We start from the raw sequence: 18,095 nt of genomic DNA, 5'->3' as shown, positions 1-18,095 counted from the left end.
AAGCACCACCAGCTACGACACCACCTACGGCATGCCGCTGAAGGTCGACGACGAGGGCGACACCGCCAAGACCGGCGATGAGACCTGCACCAAGTCCACCTACGCCCGCAACACCGCGGACTACCTCGTCCAGTTCTCCTCCCGCGTCGAAACGTACGCCGTCGGCTGCTCGACCACGCCGAAGCTTCCCGACGACACCATCTCCGACTTCACCACGGGCTACGACAACCAAGCCGTGGGCACGGCGCCGACCAAGGGAGAAAGCACCACCTCCTATCGGGTCAGCGGCTACACCGGCGGGCTTCCCGACTACCAGAAGGTCTCCACCGCGACCTATGACGCGCTCGGCCGGCCCAAGACCACGACCGACGCGCTGAACCGCTCGACGACCACCGACTACACCCCCAACGACACGAGCTACGGCCCCCTCACCAAGACGGTCGTCACCGACCCGAAGGGCTACACCTCCACCACCGAAGTAGACCCTGCCTGGGGGCAAGCCACCAAGATCACTGACGCCAACGGCAAAATCACCGAGTGGCAGTTCGACTCCCTCGGCCGCGTCACCTCGATCTGGAAGCCGAATCGGTCCCGCGCCCTCGCGGATGCCGCCAGCCTCGTCTATGCCTACAGCCTCACCAAGAACCAAGCTCCCTGGGTCCGCACGGACACGCTGAAGGCAGACGGCAAGACGTATAACACCTCCTACGAAATCTACGACGCGCAGTTGCGTGGCCGTCAGATGCAGGCTCCCGTCCCTGGTGGCGGCCGCACGATCTCCGAGACCCTGTACGACGACCGGGGGCTCGCCTACCTCGCCAACGAGCAGGTCTATGACAACAACGCGCCGACCGGTGTGCTGGCCAACACTCTGCCTGGCTCTGTCCCCGCGTCCACCGAGACCGTCTATGACGGCGCCGGACGCCCCACCGACTCCATCTTCCGCGTCAATGGTCAGGAACGGTGGAGGACCAAGACGAACGATCAGGGTGACCAGGTAGCTGTCACAGCAGCACAGGGCGGCTCCGGCACCTTGACCATCAAGGACGCCCGCGGCCGGGTCAGCGAACGCCGCGAGTACTCCGGGCCGAACCCGACCGGCACTGATTACACGAGCACCAAGTACACCTACACCGCCGGTGGACTGGTCGACACCGTCACTGGACCCGATGGTGCCGTCTGGCGCCACAAATACGACCTTCTCGGCCGAGACATCGAAGCAACTGACCCTGACAAGGGCACAGTCAGCCTCACCTACGACGACGCCGACCAGGTCCTGACCGCCGCCCTCAAACTGAAGGACGGCACGTTCAAGACACTCATCAACGAGTACGACACCCTCGGCCGCAAGACCGGCACCTGGGACGGGGTGAAGGACAACGCCCACCAGCTGACCAAGTTCACCTACGACAGCCTCGCCAAGGGCCAGCTCACAGCATCTATCCGCTACGTCGGAGGCACCACCGGAAAGATCTACGCCAGCCAGGTCACCGGCTACGACAACCTGTACCGGCCCACAGGAATCAAGACGGTCCTCGCAGCCACGGACCCGCTGGTCCAGGCCGGTTTGCCGCAGACCTTCACGACCACGACGGCCTACAACCTGGACGACACGGTCAACAACACGATCCTGCCGGCTGCAGGCGGACTGCCGGTCGAGACCGTCTCCTACACCTACAACGAACTCGGCATGGTCAACACCGTCGGCGGCAACACCGACTACGTCCGCAGCATCGGCTACACGCAGTACGGAGAACCCCTACAGACCACTCTCGGCACCTCCACGACGGCCAAGCAGTTCCAGGTCGTCAACCGCTACGAAGACGGCACCCGGCGACTTCTCAACACCCACACTCTCGACCAGACGAACACCGGTTACACCAGCGACGTCGACTACGCCTACGACGACAGCGGCAACGTCAAGTCGATCGCCGAAAAGGCGGGCACAGCGGATTCCCAGTGCTTCGCCTACGACGGACACCGCCGTCTGACCGAGGCATGGACACCCGCATCCAATGACTGCTCCGCCACACGCTCGGCGAACGCTCTGGGCGGCCCAGCTCCGTACTGGAACTCCTGGACCTACACCGTCGGAGGAATGCGGGACACGCAGACCGTCCACACGGCCAGCGGTGACACCAAAACCACCTACAACTACGCGCCCGTCAACGCGAACGGCGGCGGCCAGCCTCACACGCTGACCTCGACCGTCACCGGAAGTAAGACCACCACCTACCAATACGACGAACAGGGCAACACCGCTCAGCGGCCCGGAGCATCAGGTACCCAGACCCTCGCCTGGAACACCGAAGCCGACCTTGCCACCCTCACCGAGGGCGGCAAGACCACTAGTTATCTCTACGACGCATCCGGTCAGCTCCTCATCCGTCAGGGCCCGTCTGAGACGGTTCTGTACTTGCCAGGCCAAGAGGTGCACTACGACCCCGTCGCCAAGAAGTTCACCGCGCAGCGTTACTACAGCGCCGGCGACGGCACTGCTCTGCGGACTAACACCGGCCTCTACTGGATCAAGGAAGACCACCACGGCACAGCCACCATGGTCGTCGACGCCGCGACTCAGCAGGTCACACGCCGCTACATGAAGCCCTTCGGTGACGCACGCGGCAGCACTCTCGCTTCATGGCCCGACGACAAGGGGTTCCTGGGGAAGACGGCTGACGCCACTACCGGACTCACCCACGTCGACGCCCGTGAATACGACCCAGCCATCGGCCGTTTCCTGTCCGTCGACCCCGTCTTCGCCGCCGACGACCACGAATCCCTCAACGGTTACGCCTACGCCAACAACACGCCCGTCACCGCAAGCGACCCCACCGGCCTCAAGCCCGTCACGGAATGTGATCGCGGCTGTAGTGATGGCCACGGCGGTACCGCTTTCGACAAAATGTCACCTGACGGCCATGGCGGATGGAAATACGTCCCCACTACCACCATCTATGTAACCCAGGTAACGATTCAGGGAGTCAATGGGACCCTGACCACCACGGTGACGAACCACGACGGCGTATACACCGGGGTCAAGGTCGTATTCAAGAAGGGGCCTAAGCCGCGCAAGGAAGTCATTTCTCATGTCTATGGCATGGGAATGAACAAGGACTACAGCCTTGAGGGCGGCGATGATTGGATTGACCGCGGAAAGCGGTCAACCATCCAGAAGGTCGTAATTGGGGTTGCCGCAGTTGTAGGCCTTGCCGTAGCAGTAGCGCCAATCGCATCTGTTGCGGTGCCAGCCTGTCTCGCGGCCATCATCGCCTGCGCAGAAGAGGCGTCAAGCGCAGCTGCCGGCGGTGCTGGCGTAAACCAGTCGTCGAATCTCATCGGCGCCATCAGTAAGGGTGGCAGGCAACAGCTCAATCTCATGTATAAGGGTGACGCTTTCGGAGAGCTAGCCCATAAAACGCTTGAAAAGAAGGGGTACTACGATGTAATCGTGCACGGTACACCCCGCGACTTTGGGCACGCTGAAGCATCATGGGGGCTGGGGCAAAACTTCAGCCATCGGGTTCTTGCAAAATTCATCAGGAGCGATCCGAACTGGAACGGCGGGCCGATCCGGTTGATGTCTTGTTCGACAGGCGCCTGCAATGGCACTGCGGCCCAGAACCTGGCCAATTCGCTGGGCGTGAAGGTCCTAGCGCCAACGCATACGGTTCATATATGGTCGAATGGCCGTACTCGAGTATCCGAGACGGAGCGCGGGCCGCTTGGCTCCTGGGAAGAATTTGAACCGGGTGTAAGAAAATAGAGAACCCTGAGTCGCAACGACGCACTGGGATTGTGAATCCCTCCCTGTAGTCGGAGAGGTACTCGTTTCATATCTTACGTAGAGGTGGGGCTTCGGCAATGCCGCAGCCCCACCTCTATCGGGCGTCGGCGGAACGGCCCGAAGATCACCTATGTTGATCTTGACGCTGCCGTGACCGGAACCGTTCGGCCAGCTATATAGGTCTCGCATACCCTGCGGGAAGCTGCGATGTCAGAGCAGCCCTCGGCACTGAAATTGCTACAAAATGAATGGATTGGAACTGATCATGTCTGACACGTCCTCGTTGGACGCCGTCTTGCAGGACGCTAGCCGTGTCCGGATGACCGCTCCGGTTGCGCCCGAAAGATTCCTTAAGGGTGTAATCGAGGTGGATCTTTCGGATCCGGCCGAGCTCGACAGGCTGCGAAGTGTCATGTCGGTCACGTCCCTGCCCGGATATGTGTGCGCCTGCGGGGGAGACATCCGTTTTGAATTCTTCGATGCGGATGCCCAGTCGCTGGCAGTCGTGGTCCTTCATCATGGTGAATCTCTACGCTGGCTCGGTTGGAACGGCCATGCGGTACTTGCCGACGGGCACCGTCTCCTGCGCTGGCTCAATGACCATGGAGTGCCCGGTCCGTTGCGCCAGATGGAAGCCGATCAGCGCGAGGAAGAAAGAAGACAAGACGCGAGAGCCCACTGGCGGGCATCGATGCCGACTGCAGTACAAGACCTCGCCGACCAACTTTTCGCGATGTCAGAGACGGGCGAAGACGCATCTCCTGAGCTGTGGACCGAACTGCAGGACCGGATGAATCTAGCTTTCCCTGATCCGGCCGACCGGGCGCTGGCGCTGATGGCCTGGTTCGGCGCAGGAACCGGACGTGCTTCCGGATATCCTCTGCACGAATCAGTTCCCGGCCTACTGCTCAAGGACATGCCTATCGCCGAGATCATCGCCGCTTTGGAGGACCCTCAGGCCGACTCTCGACACTATATGGGGGCAGTGCGTCATCTTACTGGCTGGAAGAGTCGACGCAAGCAGCAAAGAGACGTTGCCCGCCTCCCCGAACCTGTGAGACTCCGTCTCCTGCAACAGGCTCAAACTTCCAGCGATCAGAATATGCGGGATCGGGCAGAGCGCTGGTTGGCGCCGAAACGAACGACGTGACCCTTCGGTACAGGACGCAGGTGGCCTTTGCGGGCGTGGAACTGGTGGCTGCGGTGGGGATGATGGCCCACTGCTCGCCTTGTCACCGCGCTGCCGGTTCACTGAGGTGTTTTCATCCTGACGCGGCCGCGAGATGAAGGGCGAGGACAGCCTTGACGATCGCGGTGATGTGGTTGGTGCTGCAGCGCAGCTTGCGCAGGAGACGCCAGCCCTTGAGCGTGGCCATCGCCTGTTCGCCGACGCATCTGATCTTGGCATGGGTGGTGTTGTGACGTCGTTGCCACCGCTTGAGGCGGCGCCCCTTGAACGGGACTCGGACATTGCGGGCCGCGCCCTGATACGCCTTATCTGCCCAGCACTTGAGGCCGGCTTCGGCGAGGGCGTCGATGATGCCGTGCTCGCGGGCCGCCTTCAGGTCGTGTGTCGCGCCGGGTAGCGCGGGCGAGGCCCACAGCAGCCGGCCGAACGGATCGGTCAGCACCTGCACGTTCATACCGTGGTGCCGCTTCTTGCCGGAGTAGTAGGGCCGGTCCGCGGCGATCCGGTCGATCGGCAGCACGGTGCCGTCCAGGATCACGTACGCCTTCGAACGGGCCGTCACCATTGCCTCGTTGAGCGTGGGCGCGAGCGCGGCCAGGACGTCGATCGCCTCGCGTATGCAGCGGTACACGGTGGCGATCCCGATACCGAACCCGGCCGCGAGCTGTGCGTAGGTGTCGCCGCACCGCAGGTGGGCCAGGGCCAGCAGGGCCTGGCGCCGGGGAGTCAGCCGCCGCCACCGACTGCCTATCTCCCGACGTCGTGCCGCCAGCTCCCGGCTCAGGTGACGCAGCTGCGCGGTGGACAGGTCGATGGCCGACGGGTAGACAAGCACACGGAGCTCCTGGAACGACGGTTGATCTTGATCGACAACTCGTCTACCAGGAGCTTCGCCATTCCGCAGGCCCGCCCAACACCCAGTCGCCCTTGGGAGGTTGGAAGGGGCTCAAGGCAGCTGGGGGTGGTCAGGTCTGCCAGGTGGCGGTGCCTCCGGCGGCGGCGAAGCCCGGTCCGACTCCGAGCAGCAGGCCACGGGTGCCGTCGGCGGGGGGATCGTCGTGTGTGCGGGCGAGGACGGCCAGGACGCCGACACCGCCGAGGTTGCCTTCCTCGCGCAAGGTGGCCCAGGTGTGGCGGGTCACCTTGGCGCTGTCTTCGAGGCCGTTCCTCTGATCCAGGCCAAGTCCCCGTTCGGCGTCCTCGATGATCCGTGGGCCGCCGGGGTGGAGCACCGTGAACTGGATGTCGTCGATTTCTTGTTCCTTCAGGTAGTTCAGCAGGGCGGGCATGATGTCGGTGACCGCGTTGATGGCGGATTTTTCCGAGTCGAAGTGCAGGCCGTGGGCGTCGAGCCGTCCGGCGTAGCGCCGTCGGCTGTCGGGAAGGACGTATTGCCAGGTGCTGTCGATGCGCAGGCCCGGTCCAAGGGGCTCGCTGGTGACCAGGCACGCTCCGCCGGAGTCGCCGAACAGCGTCTTGTAGATCATGGCCTGGGGGCTGGTGTCGTGGTGGGAGTAGACGGTGCTGAGCATCTCCGCGACGACGACGAGCACCGTGCTGCCAGGGTGGGCGGTCACGTGGTCGGCGGCCGCGGTCAGGGCGTGGGCGCCGCCGGCGCAGCCGAGGGTGCTCAGCGGCACCCGGCGGACGTCGGGGCGCAGGCCGAGTTCTTCGATGAGGTGCACGTCCAGTCCCGGCACGGTCCATGACGTGGTGTGTGAGGTGATGACGCAGTCCACGTCCGATGCCCTGAGATCGGTGTCGTCGAGGCACTGGTGGGCGGCGTGGACGGCGAGGTCGGCCGCGTCGGCGAACGCGACCTCGTTGCGCTCGGCTATCTGCGCCTCGCCCGATATTGTCCGGTCGGCCAGAGGCCGGGTGAAATGGCGGGTGGCGACCTGGGTGTGGCGGGCGTAGCGCAGCATGGCGCCGAGGCGGGGCAGGGTCGGATGGGCGCTTTGGATGTTCGCGCAGATCTCGTCGACGGTGACGCGGTGGGCCGGCAGGGCGATGCGCGGACGGCTGACGTACGCAGACGGCATGAGAGCTCCGGGGGAGGGCAGGGTGGCGGACGGCTGCGGATCAAAGACGTGCGTGGAAGTCCGCGAGAAGGACAGCGCGCTCGGGGACGGTGGCCGGGACGCAGTCGGGAGCAAGGCGTACCGCGGCGCCGAGGACCTCGACGAGTTCGAGCGGGGTGGTGTCCTGGTTGAGGTGGCGGTACTCGGTGGCGGTCAGCACTGCCAGCCGTTCGACCAGGCCCAGGTCGGTGTCCTGGTGCTCCCGCAGCAGGATCCGGGCGGCTTCTTCGGTGTTCAGGCCGCTCGCGTGCAGGGCGTGGATGCGGGTGCGGACGTCGTCGATGAAGTTCATGTAGGTGCTGACCTCGGCGGGGCCGACGAGGGGGCCGTGGCCGGGGACGACGATGCGCGGGTCGAGGTCGAGGATGCGCTGGCAGGCGTCGATGACGCCGCCGAGGGGGCCGGCCCAGTGCACGGGGACGTCGCCGATGAAGAGCACGTCGCCGGCGCACACCACTTGGCTGTCCGGGAGGTGCACGATCAGGTCGCCTGAGGTGTGGGCGGGACCGACCTCGATTAACTCCACCGCTGTGGAGCCGACTTCCACTTCGAGTCGGCCGGTGAAGGTGCGGGTTGGCGGGGTCAGCTTCAGGCCCTGGTAGTCGTAGCGGCCGAAGTGGGCCAGCATGTACCGCTGGAAGAGATCGCCGCTGTCGCACTGGTCGAGCAGTGCGTGTAACTGCTCCGGTTCCGGCTCGGCGCACAGGTGTCCGAGGTTGGCGTGCGTGGAGATGATCTCGGCGTCGGGGAACAGCCCGTTTCCGTACGAGTGGTCCCCGTTGCCGTGAGTATTGACGACGGTGGATATCGCGGCCTGTGGCGGCAGGACGCGGTGTGCGGCGGCTGTCAGGGATCGTGTCAGCGCCGCGGTGTAGGGAGTGTCCACCAGCAGGGCAGCCGGACCGGACGCGATGAGCACGCAGTTCGCCATGCCCCAGGTGCCGGGAAAGTCAGGGAGCCACGCGTGGACTCCTGGAGCGATTTCGGTCAGGCCAGAAGGAATGTACATATGCGCATTGTGGCTAGGCTCGCGTGTTCGAACGGTGTGACGAAGGCCACGTATCGCTCTAGGTTGCCTTGGGTGTAGCGGCAAGTATTGCGTCTGGGGTGGCTGGTGATGGTGCCTCAGGTTTGAACATCACGATGATCAGCCGTGAGCCGGGGGAGGCGATGGGGGTTGCCGCGACCATCTTGGCGAGCCCGGGTCCGTACAGCGGGTGGCGTAGCCTGCGCACCACGCCGTCGGGTGCGATCGATGGCTTGGAGTCGGACTGGTAGATCGGTCCGGCGACCGGGTCCGCGCGTACGTCGGCGTCGATCTGGCGCAGATCGAGGTTGTCGGGATGCTCGGCCATGGCGGCTTTGAGCTGCGCCGACAGTGACGGGGCCCAGGTGGTTTCCCAGTCCATGAGCGTGGTGCGGCCCTCTTCGGTCAGCAGCATCCAGCGCGCCGTGTTCTTGGGTGCCTTACCGCCGATGAACATGTCGGCGAAGGCGGTGTTGTGGGCGACCGTGTTCCAGGCCAGGTCGGTCACGTACATCATGTGCCTCATGCCCTCGCAGGCCTGCTGCCACAGTTCGGGGGAGTGCAGGCCGGCCGGCGGGGCGAGCGGATGGGTGGGGCGGTGCCCGCGGGCGTAGAGCCACATCATGGTGTACTCGTCCGGCGTGAGTTCCAGCAGTTGGCCGACTTTGACCAGGAAGTCCTCGGGCGGGTGGGGTAACTGCCCGCGCTCGAAACGGTTGTAGGTCCGCTGGGCCCGCTCAAGCAGGATGTCCATGTGGCTCTGGGTCAGGCCCTCGGCTTTGGGCCCGGGGCGGCCGGCGACGCGCTTGGGCAGCCCGAGGGACTCCGGGCGGATCAGTCGCCGCTTCGGTGCAAGCAGCAGTCCCAGAGGGTGCTGACGCGTCCTGACCTTTTTCGCCACGTTCTCTCCTTGCCTGTGACTGCTGTGAACCCTGCGTTGCCAGGGACGGGAATTGGTGCAAAAAAGTTGCCGTAGAACAGTCCGCTCCGGTCAGCCAGGATCGGGAAACGGCTCGGATTCCCGGATCGCGGAAAGGGTGGGGGTGCCCTCTCATGCGCACATGTCTGACGGTGCACGACCGCGCAGCGCTGACTGCCGGCCGCGGCCTGCGGCATGGTGCGCCCTTCCTCCCGGGCCGGCCCAGAAAGCTGCGCGCAGGGGGTGCGTCCGGATCTTCACGGCTCTCCCGTCCGGGGGTGGGCGCTTCGGCTGACCTGCAGCGGAGCCCGCTACGTGGCGGTAACCATACAAGCGGCGCACCACGATGCGTCGTTCATTAGTTCGAAAAATGTGAGTTGAGGACGCCGGATCCGGGAACTCCGGGACGGCCCAGGCAGGGGGAGACACCATGAGCCGTTCCGTCTTAGTCACCGGCGGGAACCGCGGCATCGGCGAGGCGATCGCCCGCAGGTTCCTTGAGCTGGACGACCAGGTGGCCATCACCCACCGCTCGGGCAGCACACCCGACGGGGTGCTCGCCGTGCGATGCGACGTGACGGACACCGATCAGGTCGACAAGGCGTTCACCGAGGTCGAGAACGCCCACGGCCCCGTCGACGTCGTCGTCGCCAGCGCGGGCATCACCCGCGACGGGCTCCTGCTCCGCATGGGCGACGACGACCTCACCACCGTCGTCGACACCAATCTGCTGGGCCCCGCGCGCGTAGCGCGCCGAGCGCTGAAAGGCATGCTGCGCAAGAGGAGCGGCCGCATCATCCTCATCGCTTCCGCCGTCGCCCTTCGCGGTGAGGCGGGACAGAGCAACTACGCCGCCTCCAAGGCCGGTCTGATCGGACTCGCCCGCTCCCTCGCACGCGAGTACGGGCCGCGCGGCATCACCGTCAACGTCGTCGCTCCCGGGCTCACGGACACCGACATGGTGCGCCAGCTCCCCGAAGACAAGCGCACGGCTCTCATCGCGCAGATCCCGCTGGAGCGCATGGCCACCCCCGAGGAGATCGCGGTCGCGGTGGCCTTTCTCGCCTCACCCGGTGCCTCCTACATCACCGGGGCCGTCATTCCCGTCGACGGCGGCGCAGGCATGGGGCACTGAGACCGGCCCGGCACGCCCGCTGGCCGAAGCAGAAGGATCCCCAGCCTTTCCGCTCGTGCAAGGACCGGGCTGCCTGAAGGGCCCGCGAGGAGAGCTCATGCCGACCCTTGGCTCGTTGTCCGCCCACCACCCCTCCCTCGAGCTCGCATTCGTGTGGCCGCGGAACTCCGCACCTCACCAGCCGACGGCCGTCACAGGGCTGATCACCCTGCCCCTGACGACGCTGCTGGAGGCCAGCGTCCCGCACACCCTTTTCGCCGGCGCCCTGATTCTGGTCACCGGAACGATGCCCTTCCGGGTCCGGGGCCGCATCGAAGCCGCCATGGAAACCCTTCTGCAGCAGATGGCCCTCGAGGAATGCGCCGGTCTGATCGTCACCGCCGCACCAGGAGTACACCAGCCCTTCCCGCAGTCGATCCGCGACATATCAGACAAGGTCGACATTCCGTTGCTGGTCACCACCGCCCCCAAAGAATGCTGGGCAGGCGTGCACGCCGGCATCCAACGACACCGCCTCGCGGCCGCCGAGCGTCGCGCGAACCGGCTCAGCTCCCTGGTCCAGCAACTGCCGGCGCAGCTCGGCGACGAGCAGTCCATGCAGCGCATCGCGGACTGGCTCGCCCAGGCCCTGGACGCCCAGGTCCTCGTCAGCGAACAAGAACGCGTCCTGGCCGCCTCACCGGCCACGGCCGTGGAGCACCTGGCCCACGCGATCATCCACCAGTCGGTGGAAGGCAACAACGCCGAAGGCCCCTCGGGCCCCCACACCCAGCTCATTCCGCTGGCCCCGGCCTCCGGCGGGCACTGCGTCCTGGCCGTCGCCCGCAAAACCCCCTTCGACGAGGCCGACCTGCGGCTGCTGCGGCACGCCGCCAAGCTCCTCGGCCTCGTCGACCAGGCATGCCGTGAATACCAAGCTGCGGACACCGCCGCCGCCGCGGCGCGCACGGCTGCAGTGGAACTCCTGCTGGACGGCGAAGTCGGCAAAGCCCGACGGGTCATGGCGAGCCTGGCACCAGGACTTCTCGATCCAGAGTCCGTCCGCGTCTTTGTCGTCGAGACCTCGAACGACCGCCGGGATGCCGTCGTGCGCCGCTGCGAGACCGCCACAGCCGGCCACGCCCTGGTCATCGCCGACCCGCGCCAGCGCAGCCGGATCCTCGTGATCCAACCAGTGCAGCCGGACGATGCCGACGACATCGTTGCCGTGGAACTGACCCGCCTGGTTTCCGCGCTCGGCGCCCGGACTTCGCTGGGAGGCAGCGGCATCTACTCCCTGACTCTGCTCGCCGACGCCCTCCAGGAGGCGGTCAACGCTCAGAGATTCGCCGTCCACCAGCCGGACTCGGTGGCCTTGTCCGTACAGGACACCTGCCTGGTCAGCCTCCTTGCACCGCGCGAAGCGCAGGCGTGGGCCCGCACTCTTCTGCAGCCCCTCATGCAGCCCGACGCCCAGTGGGAACACCTCCGCGAGACCCTGCCCACGGCCCTGGCCTACCCCTATATCGTCGCCGCCCGCCGCCTGGACCTGCACCGCAACACAGTGACCCGGCGCGTGGCACGAGCAGCCGAGCTGCTGGACAGGGACTTCGCCACGCTCAAGGACCGCATCGCCGTCAGCCTGGCACTCGAACTCGTCACCCACCACGACCTGCCCGAAAGCGACGCCGGCCCCCTCAGCGGCGAGGCGCCGACGCTGCAGGAACTGCTCGATGCTCCCCACATCCGCGCCTGGGCCGAATCACAGCTGAGCACCGCCCGTACGGACAAGCGCGCTCTGCTCGACACGGCGACGGCCTGGCTCACCTTCGACGCGCACTTCGAACCGACCGCGCGCGCCCTTGGACTCTCCGAGGCCACGGTCCGCTCCCACATCAGGGCGCTGGAAGGCCATCTGGGCCGGGACCTCTCGTCTCTGAACGGCATGCGCGACCTGCTGGTCGCGCTGTATCTGATGACAGGAGAGCCGGGGATCCCGGAGGCGAGCCGCGAGCTGTGTGCGGTCGCATGAGTGCCAGGCCGCTGTCGCGCCACAGCTGAGACGGGTACGCGCTGTCCAGCCAGGCAGCCGAGAGGACAACGCTCAGCTCTTCGTGGCGAGAGCGGCCAGTTGTGCCACATCACCCAGCAGGCCCCTGCCCGGCTCCAGCCGGCGGGGGTCTGCCGAACATGGGCTTCGGTGCTGCCGCGAAGCGGTCAGCGGCCATGCCCGCATCCCGGGCGAGCAGTAAAACCGAATTCCAGGAGTCTTCCTTTTCACGAGGAATGCCCTTTGAGTTTCCCTGCCCAGCCAGCAGGAAAACCGGTTCCGCTGTACGTTTCTCGGCGGACCGCCTGCATTCCGCGCCTCCCGCCCCGGGCGCCGCACTCTCTGAGGGTGAAGCCATATGCGACTTCCTCGGGCATTCGGTACGGTCCGGCGCTCTTGCCGGGGCGAGCCGGCCTCTCTGGTGCTCCCTCGCTGCTCGCCGCCGGTCCGGAGTGGACCTGCGGGAGCATCCCTGGCCCACCGAAAAGGAAAAGGGAATTTAGGAAATCTTGACCATTGTATCGAAAGGTAAATCCGTGCAATTGCAGGCTGCAATTGCATGCGCCATTGTGCACTTGCGTAAGTCCGGAGGCGGCAAAAGTGCACCGCAGAGCCACGATCATGGACAGTGGTGCACAACCGATAGGTCACAGCGGCCAGATTGTGCACGCACGTCATGGCGGTGCCCTGCGCATATGCATAGCGTTGCCCGTGCAAGCCCAGCCAGATCCCATGCTCTGAACCCGCGCGGGGCAACTGCCGCGCACGGCAACGGGCCCCGGGCCGGACACCTCGACACGGAGGCACGGCCAGACATCGGGCTCGGCCAAGGAGATGGGCGCATCTGCGGGGTGAATGACGGAAGCCGTCGTCATACACCAGGAGGCGGGAGCCGGGGAGCGGTTGGCGCCGCTTCCGCCGGACTGCCCGCCGCCAGTGCACAACCAGGCCCTTGCACCGGGCCAGTTCAGAACGACTCTCAGCAGAGCCACCACCAGCAGGGAATCAACCAACTGGGGTCTTGCGCCGTCGTGTTCGAGCACGTCGGCGAAGCTCAGAATAGACGAGGACGACCCACCGCAACAGCGTGGCTGTCCGTCTCCTCTCAGCGCCAGGCCCCCCAAGCATCGGGGCAAAGCGAATGAACACGCACCACACGGTCCAACCAGCACGGCGGTCAGAGGTGATGACGGCCGACGGCGGCCGGCACTCCCCGACAAAGCCTCTCCGCATTCAGGACCTCGGCATCATCAGGCTTAGCGGCCAGTACTGGCCTGGCTTGCGGGGAGAGAAGGACCGTGCGGCCGCAGCTGGCCACCGCCGGACAGGAATACGTGCCCGAGCGAGCAGCACCCGGCAGGAACCGATCCCTTGGCGGCTGTTCGTGCCGTAGCGCCTGCCGGTGCTGGGCCTGCCCGTCCGCTCCCGGTTCCAGGGACTGCGCCTTTTTGCGGCGCAGAAACTCTGACCGGCCCTCGATGCCCCTGAGCTGACGCAACCCTTCGGCAACTGCCCAGGCCCGGCCCGTGCCGCGCCAAAGACGCAGTCAGCCCGCCGTTCACACCCCCGAACGGTCACGCGCCGCCACCCCCTGCGCGGCCCGGGCACCGGCTGCCCCGGTGGGGACGCCGTCCCCTGACGACGGCGTCCCCACCCCTGCGCCCAACGCAGCAAAACGCTGCCTCCGGCAACCCCCAGAAGCGTCCCCGGATCCGCCTTTCCTGGAGCGTCCGTGTCAGCCACCACCATGAACGCCGTCACCGCCGAGGGCCTCCGCCCGCGGCAAACGCGCTGGCCCGCCGCCGTCTGGGCCGTGCTCGCCATCACCCTCATGGCGCGCAGCTTCGGCTTCGTGTATCCGTTCCTCAGCTACCACCTCAACAGCCTGGGCTTCTCCACCCAGGTCATCGGGCGGACCCTCGCCGTTTTCGGGATCGGCTGGCTCATCGGTCAGCTGCTCATCGGATGGACCGCCGACCGGCTCGGCAAGCGGCGCACCCTCGTGACCGCCATGACGGTGGCCGCCTGCTGCCTTCCGATTCTGGCGCAGCTGCACGCCGTCGCGGCGGTCTGTACCGGGTCCCTCATCGCAGGCATCGTCTACGACGCACCGCGGCCGGTCGTCTCCGCACTCATCGCCGATCTCATCACCGACGACGCGCAGCGCGCCGCGGTCAACGGCTGGCGCCATGGTGCGGTGAACTTGGGGGCGGCGACCACCGGGGCTGCCGGCGCCTTCCTGGCCGAGCGTCTCGGCTTCCAGGCCTTGTTCTGGCTGAACTCCGGCGCCTGCGCGGCCTGCGCCCTGATCGCCCACCACTATCTGGACGCCACCCCGGCCCTCTCTGTGGCTTCCCGCCCGACCCGCACCCGCGTCCTCCTCCACGCCACGATGCGCGATGGGCGCCTGTGGCTGGTGTCGGCAGCCAGCATCTCCGCCCTGACCTGCGTGACCAGCATGTTCACGGCGCTGCCGATGCTGATGGAGGACGACGGGCTCCCCGCCGGCGCCTACGGATGGACCCAGGTCGCCAACGCCGCAACCGTGGTCCTGCTCACCCCGTTTCTGACGCCCTGGCTCAGCTGCCGGTGTGCCGCAGAGCGACCCATGATCGGGATGCTCGCGGCCAGCACGCTCCTGTTGGGCGCGGGCATGGGAAGCGCAGGCCTTGCCGACACCACCACCGGCTACTGCCTCGCCGTCGCCGCCGCCGTCCCCGGCGAGATCGCCTTCTTCATCGCCGCATCCGACGTCCTCAACAAGATCTCCCCGGACAACAACCGTGGCCTGTACGCCGGGATCTGGGGTTCGACCCTCGCCATCGCGGTGATCATCGCCCCTGTCCTTGCCGCCACATCCCTGACCGCAGGCGGCCACCGCCTCGTCGCGCTCACCACGCTCGGCGCCGGCGCCCTGGGGGCCGTCTTGTGCATCCCGCTCACCCGGCTCAGCTGCCGCCCGGCCACCATCACGCCCCGCGGCGCCCAACAGCCCTACCGCAGCAACCGAGGCAGGGCCGGCGCACGGCACCACCGCCGGGCCCGGACCGCACAGCCGGACCTCACTTACACACCTCGCACACCGGCCAGTCGGCCGGACGTGCCCTCGATCCTTGGACGGCTTTCATGAGACTCACGCGCAGTTCCCAAAGAGCCCTGGGCGCACTCGCGCTCGGCGGCGCTCTCACCCTGACGATGACCACGCCCGCCAACGCCAACTCCGGTTGGTGGTTCAGCACCAACGGCGGTGCGTCGGGCTACTTCACCGCGTACGGCGACAAGACGACCGCCTGCGACATCGCGGGGGACGGCTACCTGGCCCTGGTGCAGATCGCCACGGTGAACGAGAGCCGTCTCTACCAGGTCGCCGACACCAAGGTCGATGGCCGGTGCACGTCACGCGGCGCCTCGTCCTTCGATCTCCAGGAAGGCGCCACCTACAAGATCCGTGTCTGCGTCGTGCAGACGGGCGGCAGGCCGCAGTACTGCTCTGCTCTCCACGAGTTCACCGCCTGACCCCCATGCCCGCCCTCCGCCGCCGCGCACTCGTCCCCGGCCAGCCCGGCCCGCTCGCGGCCCAACCCTCTCCGCTCGTCCTGCCGACACCGGGGGCGGCTCGCCCGGGAGCCCTGCTGCCCGCCGACATTCCCCTGCCTCGGCCGGCACGGCCCGGTCCCAGGATCGGATACCGGGACGTCCTGCGGGTGCCGTGCGCACGGCGCCTGCTGGTGGGGACGCTGGTCGGCCGGCTCCCCACGGCCATGGCCCCGCTCGCCCTGCTCGTCTGCACCGTTAAGGACCGCGGATACGGTGCGGCCAGTGTGCTCGCCGCGCTGTATCCGCTGGCCAGCGCGGCCGGAGGCCCGCTGGCGGGCCGGGCTGTCGACCGGTATGGGCAGCCGCGGGCGTTCCTGGCATGCGCGGCCCTCAGCAGCACCGCCCTGGTGGCGGTGGTGAGCGGACCATCCCGGCCCGGCTGGGCTGAAACGTGCGTGCTGGTGGCGGGAGCCGCCCGGCCACCGCTCGAATCAGGGCTCAGGGCCCTGGGGGGGACAGCTCCCGGCTCGGTGATGCCCAGCCGCGAACATCAGCAGACCGCCCTCGCCCTGGACGCCGCGGCGCAGGAAGTCCTGTACGTGTTCGGGCCGCTCATGGTGGTGGTGATCGCGGTGACGGCCTCCGGGTACGGGGCGCTGCTGGCGACGGCCGCTCTGGGCTTGGCCAGCACCGCCGTCGTCACCGGCACACCCGTTTCCCGGTCCTGGAAGGCCTCGCCCGGCCGCCTCGACTGGCTGGGCCCGGTGCGGTCGGCGCGTCTGCGCATCCTGTACGCGGCCATGATCGGCGTCGGCATGCCGATCGGAGCGCTCACCCCGCTCGCCGTCGCGGCCGGCGCCCGCTTCCGCCTTCCGGTTCTGGCGGGCGTGCTGCCCGCCGTCTTGTCGACCGGCGCCGTGCTCGGCGGCCTCCTGTACGGATCCCGGACCTGGCCGGGCACCCCGCTCCGGCACCTGACGGTCCTGTCCGCGGCCTTCACGGTCGGCTGGCTGCCGCTGACAGCGGCCAGGAGCCCGGCAGCAGCAGCTGCTGCCGCAGCGGTTGCCGGACTGGCCATGGCTCCCCTGCTGGGCAGCGCGGTCGCCCTCACCGGGGTCCTCGCCCCGCACCGGGCCGTCACCGAGGCCTACGCCCTCCTGGTCGCCGCGCTGGACGTCGGCTGCGCGCTCGGCACGGCGGCCGCCGGCCTGCTGCCCGCCCCCGCTCTCCTGCCTGCCGGGGCCGGAGCTGCAGCAGCCGTCCTCGTCCTGGCGCGCCGGTTTCTGGCCGTCGCCGACCGCACCCCGCCCGCGTCCTGCCCGGCCCTCGAGGGAGTTCTTTGATGAGCACGTTCAGCATCACGCGCACGATGCCCGAGTCCGCCACCGCGGCCGCCCTGCGCGCCGACGTCCGTGCCGGCCTGACCCAGACGTCCAAGTCGCTGCCGCCGAAATGGTTCTACGACCGCCGCGGCAGCGAACTCTTCGCGCAGATCACCGAGGTCCCCGAGTACTACCCCTCCCGCGCCGAACAAGAGCTCCTTGCCGCGCGGGCCGGCGACATCGCCGCGGCCACCCGTGCGCGCACCCTCGTCGAGCTGGGGTCCGGCAGCATGTCGCACAAGACCCGCTGCCTCCTGGACGCGCTGCCTGGCCTGCACACCTACATTCCCGTCGACGTGAGTGAAAGCGCGCTACGGAAGACCGCTTCGGCCTTGGCCGACGAGCGGCCCGCGCTGAGCGTGCATGCGCTGATCGCCGACTTCACCGAACGTCTCGCTCTCCCTGCGAGTCCAGGACCGCGGCTCGTTGCCCTTTTGGGCAGCACGATCGGCAATCTGCTGCCGTTTGAACGTGCAGCGTTCTACACCGCGGTGCGCTCCCTGCTGGAGCCGGGCGACGCGTTCCTGCTCGGTGCCGACCTGGTCAAGGACGAATCGGTCCTGGTCGCCGCCTACGACGATCCGGCCGGGGTGAGCGCCGCGTTCAACAAGAACGTCCTGAGCGTCCTCAACCGCGAGCTCGACGCCGACTTCGACCTGGACGCATTCGACCACGTCGCGCTCTGGGACGCGCAGCGCGAGTGGATCGAGATGCGGCTGCGGTCCCGTACCGAGCAGACCGTGAAGATCCCCGCCCTCGACCTGCTCGTCCACTTCGGCCAGGGCGAGGACCTGCTCACCGAGATCAGCGCAAAGTTCCGGCTCCGCACGCTGGCCGGTGAGCTGCACAGCGCCGGGCTGGAGCTGACGCGCTGGTTCACCAATCCCCGCGCGCTGGTGGGCATGGCGCTCACCACTGCCGCGCCCGGCACCCCACCTCGAATCCACCCGGCCGGCCGGACCACTGCGTGCGTCCGCTGACCCGCCCAAGCCAGCCCCCACTACCCTGC

12 protein-coding genes are annotated in these 18,095 nt (G+C 67.3%); 8 read left to right on the top strand and 4 right to left on the bottom strand.

Annotation, left to right across the window (positions count from 1 at the left end):
• The first annotated feature begins 31 nt into the window (after window positions 1-31).
• Both ACICHK_RS00540 and ACICHK_RS00535 read left to right on the top strand, forming a co-directional pair.
• On the top strand, window positions 32-3,766 hold the full coding sequence (locus tag ACICHK_RS00540; RefSeq protein ID WP_406834924.1) for an RHS repeat domain-containing protein: 3,735 nt from the start codon (window positions 32-34) through the stop codon (window positions 3,764-3,766).
• Between the two features lie 274 nt (window positions 3,767-4,040).
• Window positions 4,041-4,937 (top strand): hypothetical protein, encoded by an 897-nt coding sequence (locus ACICHK_RS00535; protein ID WP_406834923.1) that lies wholly within the window; start codon window positions 4,041-4,043, stop codon window positions 4,935-4,937.
• A 112-nt stretch (window positions 4,938-5,049) separates the two neighbouring features.
• Here ACICHK_RS00535 and ACICHK_RS00530 read toward each other — a convergent pair whose 3' ends face one another.
• From ACICHK_RS00530 to ACICHK_RS00515, 4 genes are all read right to left on the bottom strand, one after another.
• Entirely contained in the window at window positions 5,050-5,811 is a 762-nt protein-coding gene (locus ACICHK_RS00530; RefSeq protein WP_406834922.1) for a transposase family protein, read from the bottom strand.
• A 130-nt stretch (window positions 5,812-5,941) separates the two neighbouring features.
• Window positions 5,942-7,018 (bottom strand): PhlD, encoded by a 1,077-nt coding sequence (locus tag ACICHK_RS00525; protein WP_406834921.1) that lies wholly within the window; start codon window positions 7,016-7,018, stop codon window positions 5,942-5,944.
• A 40-nt stretch (window positions 7,019-7,058) separates the two neighbouring features.
• Window positions 7,059-8,066, bottom strand: a complete 1,008-nt coding sequence (locus tag ACICHK_RS00520; RefSeq protein ID WP_406834919.1) for an MBL fold metallo-hydrolase — start codon at window positions 8,064-8,066, stop codon at window positions 7,059-7,061.
• 58 nt (window positions 8,067-8,124) lie between these two features.
• On the bottom strand, window positions 8,125-8,985 hold the full coding sequence (locus tag ACICHK_RS00515; RefSeq protein WP_406834918.1) for an XRE family transcriptional regulator: 861 nt from the start codon (window positions 8,983-8,985) through the stop codon (window positions 8,125-8,127).
• Between the two features lie 448 nt (window positions 8,986-9,433).
• Between ACICHK_RS00515 and fabG the strand changes: the two genes are divergently transcribed.
• From fabG to egtD, 6 genes are all read left to right on the top strand, one after another.
• Window positions 9,434-10,138, top strand: a complete 705-nt coding sequence (fabG, locus tag ACICHK_RS00510; RefSeq protein WP_406834916.1) for a 3-oxoacyl-ACP reductase FabG — start codon at window positions 9,434-9,436, stop codon at window positions 10,136-10,138.
• Between the two features lie 97 nt (window positions 10,139-10,235).
• On the top strand, window positions 10,236-12,149 hold the full coding sequence (locus ACICHK_RS00505; protein ID WP_406834915.1) for a helix-turn-helix domain-containing protein: 1,914 nt from the start codon (window positions 10,236-10,238) through the stop codon (window positions 12,147-12,149).
• A 1,750-nt stretch (window positions 12,150-13,899) separates the two neighbouring features.
• Window positions 13,900-15,297 (top strand): MFS transporter, encoded by a 1,398-nt coding sequence (locus tag ACICHK_RS00500; protein ID WP_406834913.1) that lies wholly within the window; start codon window positions 13,900-13,902, stop codon window positions 15,295-15,297.
• Window positions 15,294-15,683, top strand: a complete 390-nt coding sequence (locus ACICHK_RS00495) for a hypothetical protein (RefSeq protein ID WP_406834911.1) — start codon at window positions 15,294-15,296, stop codon at window positions 15,681-15,683. The genes ACICHK_RS00500 and ACICHK_RS00495 overlap by 4 nt, the downstream gene beginning before the upstream one ends.
• Before the next feature lie 5 nt (window positions 15,684-15,688).
• Window positions 15,689-17,047, top strand: coding sequence for an MFS transporter (locus ACICHK_RS00490; RefSeq protein ID WP_406834909.1), 1,359 nt, complete (start codon window positions 15,689-15,691; stop codon window positions 17,045-17,047).
• Entirely contained in the window at window positions 17,047-18,066 is a 1,020-nt protein-coding gene (egtD, locus tag ACICHK_RS00485) for an L-histidine N(alpha)-methyltransferase (RefSeq protein WP_406834907.1), read from the top strand. The genes ACICHK_RS00490 and egtD overlap by 1 nt, the downstream gene beginning before the upstream one ends.
• Window positions 18,067-18,095 lie beyond the last annotated feature (29 nt).

It is taken from the genome of Streptomyces sp. AHU1 (assembly GCF_045343905.1).
Lineage (GTDB): Bacteria > Actinomycetota > Actinomycetes > Streptomycetales > Streptomycetaceae > Streptomyces > Streptomyces triticiradicis.
Note: the sequence above shows the minus strand (reverse complement) of the source record. Positions and strands in the feature narration are given on the sequence as shown.

Excerpts from the sequence above, each read along its gene's own strand:
- ACICHK_RS00540 (WP_406834924.1), top strand. The coding sequence starts at position 32 with ATGCCGCTGAAGGTCGACGACGAGGGCGACACCGCCAAGACCGGCGAT.
- ACICHK_RS00525 (WP_406834921.1), bottom strand. The coding sequence starts at position 7,018 with ATGCCGTCTGCGTACGTCAGCCGTCCGCGCATCGCCCTGCCGGCCCAC.
- ACICHK_RS00520 (WP_406834919.1), bottom strand. The coding sequence starts at position 8,066 with ATGTACATTCCTTCTGGCCTGACCGAAATCGCTCCAGGAGTCCACGCG.
- fabG (WP_406834916.1), top strand. The coding sequence starts at position 9,434 with ATGAGCCGTTCCGTCTTAGTCACCGGCGGGAACCGCGGCATCGGCGAG.
- ACICHK_RS00505 (WP_406834915.1), top strand. The coding sequence starts at position 10,236 with ATGCCGACCCTTGGCTCGTTGTCCGCCCACCACCCCTCCCTCGAGCTC.
- ACICHK_RS00495 (WP_406834911.1), top strand. The coding sequence starts at position 15,294 with ATGAGACTCACGCGCAGTTCCCAAAGAGCCCTGGGCGCACTCGCGCTC.
- ACICHK_RS00490 (WP_406834909.1), top strand. The coding sequence starts at position 15,689 with ATGCCCGCCCTCCGCCGCCGCGCACTCGTCCCCGGCCAGCCCGGCCCG.
- egtD (WP_406834907.1), top strand. The coding sequence starts at position 17,047 with ATGAGCACGTTCAGCATCACGCGCACGATGCCCGAGTCCGCCACCGCG.